Origin of the sequence: Williamsia sp. 1135 (assembly GCF_002095395.1) — a bacterium.
Classification (GTDB): domain Bacteria; phylum Actinomycetota; class Actinomycetes; order Mycobacteriales; family Mycobacteriaceae; genus Williamsia.
Genome location: NZ_MJEI01000086.1, coordinates 68,334 through 83,755, shown reverse-complemented (window position 1 = coordinate 83,755; position 15,422 = coordinate 68,334). Strand labels below are relative to the sequence as shown.

General features: G+C 65.2%; 11 protein-coding genes. 4 read left to right on the top strand and 7 right to left on the bottom strand.

Annotated elements, in window-relative coordinates; genetic code table 11:
• Nucleotides 1-101 precede the first annotated feature (101 nt).
• The 5 genes from BFL43_RS11040 to BFL43_RS11020 all read right to left on the bottom strand — a co-directional run bounded on the left by BFL43_RS11040 (nt 102) and on the right by BFL43_RS11020 (nt 4,826).
• Nucleotides 102-1,067, bottom strand: coding sequence for an FUSC family protein (locus BFL43_RS11040; protein WP_084892594.1), 966 nt, complete (start codon nt 1,065-1,067; stop codon nt 102-104).
• Nucleotides 1,067-3,088, bottom strand: coding sequence for an Hsp70 family protein (locus BFL43_RS11035; RefSeq protein WP_084892593.1), 2,022 nt, complete (start codon nt 3,086-3,088; stop codon nt 1,067-1,069). Before BFL43_RS11035 ends, BFL43_RS11040 begins: the two co-directional genes overlap by 1 nt.
• Nucleotides 3,089-3,233: 145 nt before the next feature.
• Complete coding sequence (locus tag BFL43_RS11030; RefSeq protein ID WP_084892592.1) at nt 3,234-3,617, bottom strand: hypothetical protein; 384 nt, start codon at nt 3,615-3,617, stop codon at nt 3,234-3,236.
• Between the two features lie 180 nt (nt 3,618-3,797).
• On the bottom strand, nt 3,798-4,190 hold the full coding sequence (locus tag BFL43_RS28925; RefSeq protein WP_084892603.1) for a hypothetical protein: 393 nt from the start codon (nt 4,188-4,190) through the stop codon (nt 3,798-3,800).
• Nucleotides 4,191-4,424: 234 nt separating this feature from the next.
• The gene (locus BFL43_RS11020; RefSeq protein WP_084892591.1) at nt 4,425-4,826 is read right to left on the bottom strand and encodes a hypothetical protein; all 402 of its coding nucleotides are present in this window, start codon (nt 4,824-4,826) and stop codon (nt 4,425-4,427) included.
• Nucleotides 4,827-4,987: 161 nt separating this feature from the next.
• Here BFL43_RS11020 and BFL43_RS11015 point away from each other — a divergent pair, with 161 nt between their 5' ends.
• The 4 genes from BFL43_RS11015 to BFL43_RS11000 all read left to right on the top strand — a co-directional run bounded on the left by BFL43_RS11015 (nt 4,988) and on the right by BFL43_RS11000 (nt 11,327).
• A complete protein-coding gene (locus tag BFL43_RS11015; RefSeq protein ID WP_084892590.1) occupies nt 4,988-6,553 on the top strand; it encodes an AMP-binding protein in 1,566 nt (521 codons plus the stop codon).
• Between the two features lie 208 nt (nt 6,554-6,761).
• Nucleotides 6,762-7,589 (top strand): FAD binding domain-containing protein, encoded by an 828-nt coding sequence (locus BFL43_RS11010; protein ID WP_084892602.1) that lies wholly within the window; start codon nt 6,762-6,764, stop codon nt 7,587-7,589.
• Nucleotides 7,586-10,318 (top strand): molybdopterin-dependent oxidoreductase, encoded by a 2,733-nt coding sequence (locus tag BFL43_RS11005; protein WP_084892589.1) that lies wholly within the window; start codon nt 7,586-7,588, stop codon nt 10,316-10,318. The genes BFL43_RS11010 and BFL43_RS11005 overlap by 4 nt, the downstream gene beginning before the upstream one ends.
• A 34-nt stretch (nt 10,319-10,352) precedes the next feature.
• Nucleotides 10,353-11,327 carry an antibiotic biosynthesis monooxygenase gene (locus BFL43_RS11000; RefSeq protein ID WP_084892601.1) on the top strand — a complete coding sequence of 325 codons (975 nt, stop codon included), beginning with the start codon at nt 10,353-10,355 and terminating at the stop codon, nt 11,325-11,327.
• A gap of 3 nt (nt 11,328-11,330) precedes the next feature.
• Here the strand turns inward: BFL43_RS11000 and BFL43_RS10995 are convergent, their stop codons facing one another.
• Nucleotides 11,331-12,083 (bottom strand): maleylpyruvate isomerase family mycothiol-dependent enzyme, encoded by a 753-nt coding sequence (locus BFL43_RS10995; RefSeq protein ID WP_084892588.1) that lies wholly within the window; start codon nt 12,081-12,083, stop codon nt 11,331-11,333.
• A gap of 56 nt (nt 12,084-12,139) precedes the next feature.
• A complete protein-coding gene (locus tag BFL43_RS10990; protein WP_084892587.1) occupies nt 12,140-15,298 on the bottom strand; it encodes a multicopper oxidase domain-containing protein in 3,159 nt (1,052 codons plus the stop codon).
• Nucleotides 15,299-15,422 lie beyond the last annotated feature (124 nt).

The window sequence follows — 15,422 nt, the reverse complement described above, 5'->3', positions numbered from 1 at the left end:
CCACCAACGGCAGCCCATCGCCACAGACCCACACCCAGAACTTCATTTCGAAACAACCCGAATGCTCCCTCGACGGTGCCGTGAGGGGATGAATGTGGTGGTCAGTCCCGACCGGATCGCGGTGTGAGCAGCAGCGGGAGCACCATGCCGAAGAACAAGGCAATCGCGACCCCGAGCAGCGTCTCGTTGATCCGCTCGAACAATCGGGACGGCGCGTCGTCCGGGTTGGAATACCCGAGCAGCATGATGACGAAGAACGTGGTGAACGCCGGGGTGAGATAGAACCTCGATCCGTGCGTCGCCGACGCGAGCGACAGTATGACCAGGAACACCGCCGCGAAAACAGCTGCGGGCGGCCCACTCTCGATGAGCAGGAGCGCCACCGCGCCGCCGGAGATCACTGATACGACGCGACCTGTCATGCGAGCGAGCTGGACGTCGCGGACCGGCCTCATCACCATCAGTGCTGCGGCACACGCCCAGCCGACGTGGTCGAAGTCGAAAGCGAACCCGATGGTGGCGGCGAGGGCGCCCGCCGCTCCGAAGCGCAACCCGCAATCGAGGCCGGGCGACCCTGAGGTCTGATCGCCGGAAGCCGGTTCGCGTTCGGGCACGGCCATGGCGCACAACCAGACCAGTACCGAGCCGCTGACAAAGAGTGCTGTCAGCTTGGCGGTCTCGCCGACCGTGTCGTAGCTGAGCCCGACACCGACCATGGGTACGGCGAGCGTCATCAGGAGTCCGCCCAGCCGGGCGAACCGGGCGGTACCCGCCAGCAGCACCGCTCCGACGGCCAGCCCGAAGATCACCGGCACGGCCACCACGGGTAGTGGTGCCACCAGGGAGCCGAGCATCATCGGTAGCCCGATGAGCAGTCCGGCAATCAACAGGACGATTCGTTGCCTGCGCAGCGGCGCGATCCCGACGATGGCGGCGGGCAGGACCCCGACCCCAAGCGCCGCGGCCGCAGCGATGTCGGAGAACGACACGATGACTGCGGGGATCGAGGCCGCCGCGCCGACGATCGCCGCGGCCGGGTTCCAGACGAACCACCGCTCATGCCGCATCAGCAGAGGCAGAGACCGGCTGACTTGAGCCACTCGGCGAAGGCCGCTTGGTCGGTGCTGTCGGTCATCCACCAAGTGACAGTGCCGTTGCCCGGCGAGTACACGATGTACGCCACCGTGCCGTCGTCGAAGGTGTCGAAGTACGCGTAGGTCGTATCGCCGTCGATCACCCGCGAATACAGCTCAGAGGTGTTGCTCGCGGTATGCTCCTCTTCCGCGAGGGCTTTGATGTCGGTGTCGGCGACGACCTCGATGAGCCCGATCGCGCTGGCGGGATCGCCGACCGTGCCCTGCCCGACAACCGCCGGCGTCGGTTCGCAGAAGATGCTTGCAAGTGCGTAATCGATGCTGTCGATGGATGCGCAAGTGTCGGTGTCGACAAGGTCGACGTTGGCGTCCGCGAGCGCTTGTTCATCCGAGTTCAACGTCGCGTTGGCGGTCGATGTGTCGGTGGTCGGCTCGACCCGCTCGGTCGTCGTAGCGGATGTCGACGTCGACTGCTCGGACGACGCGGTGGGGGAGGGCTTCGGGTCGTCGCCGCCGGAACTCGCGAGGGCCACTCCCAGGATGCCGGCCACGATCAACACCACGACCGCGCCGATCGCGATGATCGCGATGTTGCGATTGCGGTTCGGGTTGGGTGGGTGCGGATTCGGCGGTCCGCCGGCGGCGTACTGGGGTTGTGGCCCCGATGCATACGACGGCTGCTGGCCGTACGCACCGGGCGGAGGCATCGGGGGCGGGGTGTTCGGAGTGTTCGGCCCGCCGCCCCATGCCGGCGCACTCGGCGCGGGCGTCGGTGGTGGTGTCGGTGCTCCCCAGGGGGCCGGTGGCGGCGCGGCGGGCTTCGACAGTGGCACCGGCGCGACGGGCGGCGCCGAAGGCGTCGGTGCACCTACGGCGCCACCTTCGTTGACGATCGCCTCTAGCGCGCCGAGTGCGACAACGGTTTTCGGATTGTCGAGGGTGGCAACGGTCCCGAGTTCTCCAAGTCTGCGATGCACCAGTGGCACCCGGGACGAGCCGCCGGTCAGGTAGAGCTGCACGTCTTTGCCCGCACCCGCCCGCGCCAGGGTGCAGTTGGTCAGTTCGACCACGGAGTCGACGTTGTGGGCGATCAGTTCTTCGAACTCACCGCGGGTGAGCTCGAGGATCGCCTCGTGGCCGCCGGCGCTGATGTTGATCACGGCGCGTGGCGACTCCGACAGCAGCTCCTTTGCCCGCCGGATGTTGTCGTCGACGGCGCGCTTGGTGGTCAGGTTGGCGCCGGAGCGCAGGTATTCGAGGAGTTCCGGTGCCCGAGAGGTGAGCTGCTTGTCGACCCACCGCCGGATCATGGCGTCGAGATTCTTTCCGCCGAGTCCGTTGTTGCCGTCGTGGGCGATCAGATCGATGGGACCGCCGTCGCCGGAAGCGGCGCTGCCGGAGGCGATCTTGACGACTGCGACATCGCACGTGCCGCCGCCGTAGTCGACCACGGCGACCGTTTGCCCGGGCTTCGACTCGATGGTCGAGCCCGAGTCCGCGGTCACCCGCGTGTAGTGGGCGATGGCGGCACGCGGTTCGGAGATCAGCGTGATCGCACCGCGATCGAAACCGATCAGTTCGGCGGCGCGGGTCAGGACGTCGATCTCCTCCGGGGACCAGGCGACCGGATGGGTCAAGATCAACCGTGCGGGCCGGGTGCCACCGCGCCGCTCGGCGGCCCGGTTCAGAGCCGAATTCAGCACCGCAGCAACGAGATTCTCGAGCGGCAGGTCAAGGTTGCCGACGGGTACCGTGCCGGCGGCGATGTGACGTTTGGGGTGGGTGATGAAGGCGGCCGGGTTGTTGGTCGCCTGGTTCACCGCCGCCTCCCCGACCACGATGTTGCGGTACGAATCGGCATACACCGAGGAGGACATGATGTCGCTGGTGTGGGACAGCGGCACCACTTGCGGGGTGCCCGAGCCCGGCTCGTAGGAGGCGGCAGCAGTATTGGAGGTGCCGAAGTCGATCGCCAGCCACCAGTGCATCGACATCGGTGTAGGTCCTTTCGTCTTGTGTGGAGTCGTTCGAATCGAGTTGATCTGGAGATGGGACCCGGCCCCCGTCAACGTAGTTCATGCTCGCCATCGACGGCAGGCGACGTGTCCTGCGGCCGGACGACAGCCGGCCAGACGGTTCCTAGAGGAGCTGGAACCCGTCGGGGATCCCGTTCTGGTCGACGTCGGAGATCGCGAAGTCATGGGCCCCGTCTTGGTCGATGTCGGCGAAAACGGTGTCTGCGGTGCCGTCCTGATCGAGGTCGGACATGCTCGTCTCGCTGAAACCGTCGCCGTCAGCGTCGTAGGCGATGGTCTCGACCTCGCCGTCCTCGGTGAAGTCCTGGACGATCGTGTCGCCCAGGCCGTCATCGTCGGTGTCGAGCAGGACGGACTCGTCGTAGCCGTCACCGTCGTAGTCCGCGTACTCGATGACTGTCGGGCCTGCGGTCTCGGTCGGCCCCGACGTCTCGGTGGTGTCGGGCGTCTCGGTGGTCGAGGGGTCGGACTTGATGGAATCGGACATGGTCGGTGCTCCTCGGTTGCTCAGCTGCGATGGATTCGCGGTGTTGTCAGTAGGAGAGCCGCCGGGCCCGAAATGTTCCGGCGCTGTCCGAAGAAATGCCTACGAACGGCGAGGCGGGCTGCGTCGACACCTGCTGGGAGGTCTCGACGCAACCCGCAAGATGCGCGCGATGTCGGTCGGTCAGACGACGCTGGTGTCGCCGGAGCCCGGATCGACCTCGGTCCACTCGCCCGTGCCCGGATCGTTGACGTAAGCATTGTCGATGTCGCCGTCCTGGTCGACGTCCACGAATGCGACATCGGCGGTGCCGTCGGCGTCCTCGTCGACCAAGACGGTGTCGGCGTTACCGTCGCCGTCGGTGTCCACGGCTGCCGTCTCGAAGTAGTTGTCACCGTCGGTGTCGTAGGAGAGGGTGTCGATGGCGCCGTCTTGGTCGGCATCGGAGGCCACGACATCCCCGACGCCGTCACCGTCGACATCGACCAGGGCCGAGTCCACGACCCCGTCACCGTCGTTGTCGAAGACCTCGAGTATCGCGGCGTCGGCGGGCTCGGGATTGTTGGGATCGGTCATTCCAGGCTCCTTGAACTCGGGTGCCACCACCGTCGTGGCGCGCGGCTTGCTGACAGCACACTCCGGTTTCGCGGCCCGTGCGAGGGAATCGGCGAAAAGTTTCGGAGAAGTTTTCCCGGCGCACGTTGACCTCGGCTGAGCCTTTTCGCACACGACACATCGGCCGACGACGACAACCAGACCGCGCCGGCACCCGGGGAGGTGTCGGCACGGTCTGGTCTATGAGCGGGGTTCTTACAGGGCGCTGGTATCGGGGGTCTCGACGCTGGCCGGGTCGATCTCGGTCCACTCACCGGTGCCGTCGTTGACGTAGGCGCTGTCGATCTCGCCGTCCTCGTTGTCATCGACGAAAGCGATGTCGTGGGTGCCGTCTGCGTTCTCATCGAAGTAGACGGTGTCTGCCTCTCCGTTCTGATCGGTGTCGGAGATGGCGGTCTCGTAGTGGTTGTCGCCGTCGGTGTCGAAGGCAATGGATTCGGCTTCACCGTCCTGGTCGTAGTCCTGGACCATGACGTCGCCCTTGCCGTCGGCGTCGATGTCGACGAGTGCGGACTCTTCGGTGCCGTCGCCGTCCACGTCGAGGATGTCGAGGACGGTGGCGTCTTCGGAGATCTCGGGCATCGTGTTGTCGGACATGGTTTCTCCTTGTTTGTTGTGGATTGGCCGCAATCTGTTGTGGCCGGGTTGTTGTTGATAGGAGGGGCGCCGACCCCACAAAGTTCCCGGGGGCCGAAAAATCTTTGAAAAAGTTTTGACGAATAGCATGAGTGCCGGGGGCGAGCAGGAAGCGGCCTGAGATGACATCGAACGACATCGTCGACCCAGAGGCGGGCGAGTTCACGTTTGCTCCGCTGTCGCCTGCGGTTTTCCTCACCCGGGCCGCCCAGGCCTTTGCCGACCGCATCGCGATTGTCGACGGCGAGCGCTCCTTCACCTACGCAGAGCACCACCGGCGCGTACTGGCGCTGACCGGAGCGCTGGGCGCGGCAGGGGTTCGGGCCGGCGACCGGGTGGCGGCGTTGTGTGCGAACAGCCACGTGATGCTCGAATTGCACGGCGCGATCCCGTTGCACGGGTCGGTCCTGGTGCCGTTGAACATCCGGCTCTCGGTCCCGGAGATCAGCTACATCCTGGAGCACAGCGGGGCGACGATCTTGTTCGCTACCGAAGAGTTCGCCGAGACCGCGGCTGCGGTGGCGGATGCAGCCGGTATCGACTTGGTGCTCGACGGAGCCGGTGGTGATTACGAGAAACTGCTCGCGGACGCGCCAGGGCCGGTGCTGCGGGATCCTCATGAGCGCGGGCTCCTGGCGATCAACTACACGTCAGGAACCACCGGGCGGCCCAAAGGGGTGATGTATCACCACCGTGGGGCCTACCTGCAGGCCGTGGCGATGGCTTACCACTCCCGGCTCGAGCCTGGGTCGAAGTATCTGTGGACGTTGCCGATGTTCCATTGCGACGGCTGGTGTTTCACCTGGGCGGTCACCGCCGCCGGCGGCACCCATGTCTGTCTACGGTCCATCGACACCGCCGAGATCTGGCGGCTGCTGCGCGCAAGCGGTGTCACTCACTTCAGCGCGGCGCCGACGGTGCTGACGATGATCGCCGAAGATCCGGCTGCGACGCCACTCGAGCGTGCGGTGGCCGTGGGTACCGGGGGAGCTCCACCTTCACCCGCGCTGCTGTCCCGGATGTCTCGACTGGGCATGGAGGTCACCCACCTGTATGGGATGACCGAGACGTTCGGGCCGATCATGGTCAATCAGTGGCAACCGGAATGGGATGAGTTGGACCCGGACGAGGTCTCGGTACTCAAGGCCCGGCAAGGGATCGGCAACATCGTCGCCAGACCTGCACGGGTGGTGACGCCCGAAGGCATCGACGTCCCTGCCGACGGAAACACCATGGGAGAGTTGGTGGTCAGCGGAAATGACGTGATGCTCGGCTACTACCGGGACCCGGATGCCACCGCTGCGGCCACAATAGACGGGCATCTGCGGACCGGTGATCTTGCCGTGATGCACCCCGACGGATACGTCGAACTCAGGGACCGCAGCAAGGACGTCATCATTTCCGGCGGTGAGAACATAGCTTCCGTCGAGGTCGAGCGGGTCCTCGACGCCCATCCCGATGTCGTCGAATCGGCGGTCGTCGGACGCCCCGACGATCGCTGGGGTGAGGTACCGGTCGGCTACGTCACGATCAGGGCGGGCCGTGATCTGAGTGCGGAGGAGCTGATCGACTTCGCGAGAACACGTCTCGCGCGTTTCAAGGTCCCGAAGGAGATCGTGTTCACCGAACTCCCGAAGACATCGACCGGGAAGATCCAGAAGAACGTCCTGCGATCGGGACTGCGCTGAGTCGTTGTGCCGCTCCGGGCGGTCGGACCGGAGGAATTCTGGCCTGAAACCTCACGGTGGGGCCGCAGGTCACGTAGATTTACACCCGCCACGAACTTCGCCTTCCAGCTCTTCGACTCACTTCGTAGAAGTGCCGCCAGACATCGGGTTCGGCCCAGACATCGGCCCGCCCGCCGCCGTGGCACCTGCTGCCGAGGGAGACAACTCCATGGACATCAACACGATCACGGACGTGGTCCGGCATCCGTCCGACCGGCCGGGGCGAGACTGGCGCGACGGCGACGCGTGGCTGGCCGGGGGTACCTGGCTGTTCTCTGACGAGCAGCCCCATCTGCGTCGATTGGTCGATCTCACGGCCCTCGGATGGGACTCGCTGACCGCCGGTCCCGACGGCCTTCAGATCGGCGCCACCTGTACCGTCCGTGAGCTCTACGCGCTTGCGGCCCCCGATGATTGGACCGTCGGTCCGCTACTGCGCACCAGCTGTGAGGCGTTTCTGGCCTCGTTCAAGGTCTGGAACTCGGCAACGGTCGGTGGCAACATCGTGATGTCCCTGCCTGCGGGGCCGATGATCACGGTGACGGTCGCGCTGGAGGCGACCTACACGCTGTGGTCTCCCGATGGCACCGAACGGACCGTCGACGCAGTCGATTTCGTGACGGGGAACAACAGAAATGTGCTTGCGCCCGGGGAGATCCTGCGCCGCATCGACATTCCGGCCTCCGCGCTCCGCAAGCGCTACACCCATCGCCGGTTCACCCTGACCAAGATGGGGCGGTCGACACTGTTCATGATTGCGACGCAGACGCCGGGCAGCGACGATCTGCTGCTGACCATCACCGCAGGAACGACACATCCGATCCGGTTGGCCTTCAGCACCATGCCGGACGCCGACACCTTGGCCGGCGCCGTCGATGCGATACCCCCCGACGTCTGGTTCGATGATCCCAACGGAAAACCAGATCACCGGCACCACCTGGCGAGGCACTTCGCCGAAGAAATTCGCAGCGAACTACTGGCAGGCGGCGTGTCATGACGTACACGGTGAACGGAAAGGCCTTCTCCGCCGAACCCGATCCCGGGCAGTGCCTGCGTACCTTCGTGCGCTCACTCGGCCACCACGGAGTCAAAAAGGGTTGCGACGGTGGCGATTGCGGTGCCTGCACGGTCTGGCTCGACGGAGATCCCGTCCACAGCTGCATCACTCCGGCCTTCCGTGCGGACGGACACGAGGTCACCACCATCGAGGGGCTCGGTACACCTGACGATCTGCATCCGATGCAGAAGAAATTCTGTGCCGCACCTGGATTCCAGTGCGGGTTCTGTACGGCAGGCATGATCATGACCGCCGCGACGTTCACCGACGAACAGAGGCAAGATTTGTCCCGGGCCCTCAAAGGCAACCTGTGCCGGTGCACCGGTTACCGCGCGATCGAAGACGCGGTGAACGGGGTCGCGGAGATCGAGGAGGCGAAGCCCGGGCAGGCGGTCGGCACGAGTGTCGGTGCGCCGGCGGCCCTCGACATCGTCACCGGGCGGGCCGAGTACACGATGGATGTCGAGATGGACGGAATGCTCCATCTGAAACTGCTGCATTCCCCGCACGCGCATGCACGCATCGTGTCGATCGACACGACCGCAGCGCTGGCGGTACCCGGAGTGCAGCGCGTGTACACCTGGGAAGACGTGCCCCGCAAGCTCTACACCACGGCCATCCACACCGACCACCTCGTCGACCCCGACGACACCTACATGCTCGACAACGTCGTCAGATTCGTCGGCCAGCGGGTGGTCGCGGTGCTCGCCGACACGATCGGGGCGGCCGAGGAAGGCTGCAGGCGCGTTGTCGTGGAGTACGAGCCACTGCCTGCTGTGTTCGACCCGGTCGAGGCGATGAAAGACGGTGCCCCCGCGCTGCACGGCTCGGACGATCCCTTCGTCCAAGATCCCGAACACAACATCTTGCTCGAGATCCACGGACACGTCGGCGACGTCGAAGCGGGCTTCGCCGAGGCCGACGTCATCCACGAGGGCACGTATTCGTCACCGCGCGTGCAGCACGCGCACCTCGAGACCCACGGGGCGGTCGCGTGGATGGACAACGGAAGGCTCACCGTCCGGACCAGTTCGCAGTCACCGTCCATCGCCAAGATCAAGCTCTCGCACCTGTTCGATCTGCGTCCGGACCAGCTCCGCGTCTTCTGCAAGCGTGTCGGCGGCGGATTCGGAGGCAAGCAGGAGGTGATCGTCGAGGACTTGGTGTCGTTGGCGACCCTCGACACCGGCAGACCGGTCAGTCTCGAGTTCACCCGTACCGAGGAGTTCACCACCGCCTCACCGCGGCATCCCATGACGCTGACCATCAAGCTCGGCGCCAAGGCGGATGGCACCCTCACAGCGTTTGCGGTGCGCAACATCTCCAACACCGGTGCCTACGGCAACCACGGCGGTGAAACACTGTTCGCGGGCGGTGCGGCGGTGGCGATCTACCGGTGTGCCAACAAGAAATACGACGCGTACTCGGTGTACACGAACACCGTTCCGAGCGGCGCTCTGCGCGGCTACGGTATGACCCAGCCGTCGTTCGCGGTCGAATCGGCCATGCACGAGCTGGCCGTCGCACTGGACATGGATCCGCTCGAATTGCGTCGTCGCAACATCGTGCGCCCCGGTGACCCGCTGGTCGCGCTCGAAGACGGGCCCGACGACGTGATGTTCAGTGAAGACGGGCTCGGGGACTGTCTCGACCTGGTGGACGCGGCGTTGGCGCGCAACACCATCGACGCACCCGAAGGGGATGAATGGTCGGTCGGCGTGGGGACCGCCAGCTCGGTGCACGAGACCGCGCCTCCGACAGAACACATCTCCGAGGCCTGGGCGACACTCGGTGACGATCTCGTCTACGAACTGGCTGTCGGAACCGTGGAGTTCGGGGAGGGTACATCGACCGCACATGTGCAGATCTGCGCCAATCAGCTCGGCACCACACCGTCTCGCGTGCGCTTGATCCAATCAGACACCGACAAGACAGGTTTCGACACCGGTGCCTTCGCCAGCGCCGGGCTCTTCGTGGCGGGCAACGCTGTTCTCAACGCGTCGAACGCACTCCGGGACCGCATCCTGGCGTTTGCGGCGTCGCATGCCAAGGTGCCGTTGGCCGACTGCTCGATGGACGATGACGGGGTCCTGTGCGGCGACACGAGACTGACGCTGGCCGAGGTGGTCGCGGCGGGCAAGGCCCGCGGGATCAGGTTCACCGAGGCCCGCAAAGCCTATGGATCGCCGCGCAGCGTCACCTCCAACACGCACGGCTTCCGGATCGCGGTCAACCGGATCACCGGCGAGATCCGCATCCTCTACAGTGTCCAGGCCGCCGATCCGGGGGTGGTCATCAACCCGGCTCAGGTCCGCGGACAGATCGAAGGTGGTGTCGCACAGGGCCTCGGCTTCGTCCTCACCGAGGATCACCACGTCGATCACACCGGGACGATGATCAATCCGAACCTGCGGAACTATCGGATCCCCACCTATGCCGACGTGCCGCGGACCGAGGTGATCCTGGTGGAGTCCGAGGATTCGGTGGGCCCGATGCGGTCCAAGGGTATGGCGGAGTGCTGTATCAACCCGGTCGCCGGGGCGATGGCCAACGCCCTCTTCGACGCGACGGGGGTTCGCATTCGTGAGCTTCCGCTCACCCCGGACCGTATATTCAGCAAGTTGCTCGAGCACCAGAAGACGGCTGTCTCAGCGGCGGCAACCGTTTGAAAAACTCAACTTTCGCAACCAGTAGGAGATGGCGATGAGCGCCGACACGACGACCACCAACAACGCCGCGACGGTGATCATCGGCCAGAAGGTCCGTCCAGGGGCAGAGGCCGCATTCGGTATCTGGCAGGACAACATGAATGCCGCGGCCGCACAGTACCCCGGATTCATCGCCGCCGAGACGGCACAGCCCACCAACGTCCAGCCGGACTGGGTCGTCGTCTATCGCTTCGATTCGATCTCCAACGTGCAGGCCTGGATCAACAGTTCGACCCGCCAGGAGCATCTCGATCTGGGCCGCGACTACTTCGACGGCCCGGCCACCCAACAGGTGATCAGCGGTGGGTCGAGGCCCACCGATCCGCTGGTGACGGTGGTCGTGACCCATCGGGTCAAGCCCGAACACGTCGACGACTTCCTCGCCTGGCAGGGGCGCCTTCGGGAGGCCGAGACCTCGTTCGCGGGTTTTCGTGGGACCGAGTTGTTCCGCCCGATCGAGGGTCTGCAGGACGAGTGGACGGCGCTGTACCGCTACGACACCGCCGCCGATCTCGATGCCTGGCTGACGTCGCCGAAGCGCACAGCGCTGCTCGAAGAGGGGAAAAAGTTCGACGACTTCGAACTCCGCACCATCGACAACTCGTTCGGCAGCTGGTTCGCCTTCGACGACAAGGGACACGAGGCCCCACCGCCGTCGGACTTCAAGACCTCGATCGCGGTCTGGGTGGGTCTGTACCCGACCGTCGTGCTGCTGACGCTTGCGCTGTCGCCGCTGGAGATGCCGCTGTGGCTGGGCCTGCTGATCGGCAACCTGATCTCGAGCTTCGTGATGAGCTATTTCACGATGCCCTACTACGTCAACAAGCTCCTCAAGATCTGGCTGTGGCCGCGACAAGACCGCACGGTGTCGTGGACCAACGGCTGGGGATGGGCGATCATCGCCGGCGTCAACGTCTTCTGGGTCGCGGTATTCTTCCTCTGCACTACGGTGTTCTGGAGTCTGCCGTAGAGGTCAAAAGCCGGTGCGGTCGAGCCAGGTGTCCCAGACCGAACGGTCTCCGATGATCTCGACTCCGGCGTCATCGGTCGGGCGTCGGCGAGTCAGCGCGAGCAGCAGATCGACCGACCGTCCGCGGACGGCCGTCGTCGCCTTGGCGTGAGAGTGCTCGACGCCGAGCGCGTCGCCGTCGCGACGGATGAACCATTCGCCTGCTGATCCGAGATCCTTCTCAGCCGCGTGCAGGTGCAAGGTGGACCCGTCGTCGAGTGGGGGAGTTCGTCGGCCGGCGGGCTCTGCTGCGAATATCTCGAACCATTCGGAGATGCAGTCAGCGGACAGTTCAGGCGACAGTGTGTAATCGTGTCCCACGGCGAGCTCTGCGTCTGCGCGATGGACCGTGGTCTCGTGCAGACGACGGCGGATCCACCAAGAGGCGGGACGGGGACCGACGAAGGTCCACACCGGAGTCTCGGGACCTGTTGCCTGGACCGCGTCGAGCAGCGTGCGGACACCACCGTGGTACCACTCGATCGCACCATCGATGTCCGCCGGCGGCTTACCGTCGGGCACCTGTCGAGGGTCTCGGGGACCGTCGGCCTTCTCGGCGACGATCTGGGCGGCCCAGCGATCACCTCGGCCGATGTGGCGGAACAGCTGCTGGATCGTCCACTCCGGACAGGTCGGTACAGGCGCGCCGTGGTCCGCGCCTCGGAAGACCTCACCGAGCAACCGGTTCTGTTCGAGGAGAGCAGCTGAGTAATCCATGGTTGAACGATACCGCCCGGGTCCCCCGTGACCGTGCCGGAAATCGCCGGCGGAGGTCAGCGGCCGGCCAAGGCCGGCGCTCCGGTACCGGGTGTCGAGGGCGACAGGGTCGTGAGCAGCCGTGGGCTCACTGTTGTCGAGGCCGGATCGGGCCGTCCCAGAGCATATTTGCGTACCTCGCCACCCGGGCCACCGACCAGCAGGTCCGCGCCCGTGGTGGTGCTCGTGGTCGCGAGCCGAACACCCGAACCGGGGAAGGCCGCAAATGATGCGATCTGACCGAAATCCACCGGACCCTGGTGATGGTTCGGATTCTGCAGGTACATCTCGGGCCCACCGTCGAGCAGCGATCCACGGGACCAGACGTTCACCACGCCCTCGCCCGAGGCCATGGCGGTGATGATGCTCTGTGCGCCACCTTCGGCGCCTGCAACCCACCCGGTGGCCAATGACACTCCACCGGTGTAGGTCTCGTCAAAGGCAAGAAACTCCGAGGTCTTCGTCGGTTCGCCGATCTTGACCGAGTGCTCGGGGTCAGGTGTGGAACCGGCCCGCTCGTGCCGTGCCGTCGGCTGGTAGAGGTCGTAGCGGAAGGTCTTGATCAGCGGGGTGTCGCCGGGTCCGGGAGCGGTGACGATGGTGTCGCGGCCGGAGTCGGCGTCGACCATTCCGGTCGCGACGGTGACCCCGCTCTGTGACCCCGGGTAAGGGGTGAAGCGCGAGAACTCGTCAGGTGCTGTGCCGGATGGAGGCAGCACGGTCGAATAGATTCTCACCTGCGATTCGGTACCGGGGCCTGTCCCGACGATGATGTTGTCGGCCAACGCATTTCCGTCGATGTCGGCGCCCGCGACGTTCACCCCGCCGCGGACGTCGGCGGAGAACGGGGCGAAGCGGGTGATCTCCCGCTGGAAGGGTGCACCACCTGCCCCGCTGTAAGCAACGACTTCCGGCGCGACCCCGGGCCCGGTGCCGGCCAGCAGGTCGAGCACCATGTCGCCGTCGACATCTGCCATCGCCACGGTCGGTGTTCCCTCGAACCCAGGGAAGGGGGTGACGTTTCCCAGGGGCCGGTCTCCCGTGCCGTCGAGGACCCTTACGGTGGCCGCTCTGCCGGGTGAACCCGGCGCTGCCACTGCATAACTCGACACCTCAGGGATCACGTTCACGGTCGCCATCAACCCGTTGTCCTCGTGGTTGAGACGATGGCAGTGGATCACGTACGTCCCGATGTACTCGGTGAACTCGGACCGCAAGGTGAGAGAGGCCGGAACCAGGGCGTTTTCCTGGTCGTCGGTCACCGGTGCCGGGACGTTGATGTTGTCGACGCCCCACGGCTGTACGCCGGTGGTGGTCCCGGCGATCGGATCCACCATCTCTGTCACCTGAAAGTCGTTGACGTGGATGTGCATCGGGTGTTCGTCGTTGTTGAGGTTGGTGATCTTCCATTCCTCGACCGAGTTCAGCCGGGGCTGGATCAGGGGGATGTTGGGGTACGTGCTCGAGTCGAAGGCGTAGGTGAACGCCTTCGGATCGTTCTCGCTGGCCAAGGTGTTCGTAAAACCCCCTGAGACGACGAGTTCCCGGTTCACGTCGACGGGCATCGCCGAGGTGTCGACAAACGAAGTGTAGGCATTCAGTGGCTGCCCGTAGTCGAAGGCGGTGGTCTGCCCCTGCCCCTCGCCCGGTGTGGCTTGGATGAGCTTCTGGGTGGGAAAGGTGAAGAATCCATCGGCGTAGCTGATGTGCTGTGGGTCTACGGTGACCGTACCGAGTTCTGCGGGTGGGTTGTCGGTGCCGTTGTTGGTATAGAGGACACCGGGATTGGAGACCGGCTTGGCACCGTCGAGCGGTGGCATGTCGAGGACCAGATCTCCCGTCGCCGGCATGGTGACCGCGATGGCGTACCGGGACGCGGGCGGGACGACGAGCCGGGTGCCGTCACCGCCTACGGGGCCCTCGACCTTCGTGTAGGGATTTCCGTCCTGGCCGACGATGGCGAACTTCGGATGGTTGCCTGTGGCAGTTTCCGTGAGCCGCAACGGCATGTAGGCGAAGTCGCTGATGTTGGCGAGCACCCAGATCTCGGTCTGGCCCGGTTTGAGTTCGAGCTTCGGCTGGAATAGTCCGTTGATGGTGAACTGGACATCACGTTCGTTGTCCGGAAGGTCGGGATTCGCTCCGATGGTGGTCTTCTCGCCGGTGAACGTCTGCAGGTTCTGCGGGACCATCTGGTTCTGGCCGCGATGATTGTCGGGGGACAGTGGTCCGGAGTACCAGTTGGTGAAGTACTGCGACCCCTTCGTCGTCTCGGCGAAGTTCGTCGGCGCCAGGACCGGTCGATAGGTGCCGTCCGCGAGCTGCGCAGGGTCGGGCGGGGTGAGGGTGCTCAGATACTGCGGCCAGCCCGGATGATTGAGTGTCGCGCCGTCACCGCTGCGATCGAAGACGTAGTTGTACTGCAACGCCATATCGCGAATCGGTATGTTCTTCTCCGTGACGATGGGCAGGTTTCCGTCCGGCCGCCCGATCTCCAGCAGGCCTGCCAGGCCTGAGTAGGTCTGCGCGGCGGTGAGGGTGTGGCGATGGCTGTGATACCAGTACATCCCGTTGGGCATGTCATCCGGGATCGCATAGTCATAGGTGTTGCCCAGGCCCGCGGGGATGTCGAGAAGCACGTTGTCCGCGTTGCCGTCCGGGCTCACATGCAGTCCGTGGGTGTGCAGGTTCAGCGGTGACGATTCGAGCGCGGGAGGATAGATCGGGACCTCACCGCCCTTGGGTGTGAACGCCGGGTCGTAGTAGTCCCTGATCGTCAGGCCCTGCAGGTCGTTGTCGTAGTGGACGATCAGCCGCTCGCCGGGGTCGACGCGCAGGGTCGGGGCGGGATACAGGTTGTCGCCGGTGGTCTCACCGTTCGACGCGGTGCCCTCGATGACCTCATATCCGAAGACGAGAAAGTCCGATACCGGCCGCGATGCGGTGTCGAGGGCGACGGTGCCCTGATGGGCGGACAGTCGTACCTCGAGCACCCCGTTCTCACTTGAGAGCTTGACCGGTTCGGTGTATGCCACTGCGCCGGCGTCCGGGCCATGGTTGGCGCCGGCGGTGGTGTGGTCGTCATCGGAGTCCCCGGACATGCAGGCGGCGATGACGATCGTCGTCGTGAGGGCGATCGCCATGGCGGATGCGAGCTTTGCGCGACTGTCGAACATGCTCTGTGTCCCTCGCATCGACGCCGGACATCGACATTGGTCGAGCTCCGCCTCCGGCTGCGTCTCCGCATTGGTCGAGCTCGCCTCCGGCTGCGTCTCCGCAGCGATGCGAGAACCATAGCCG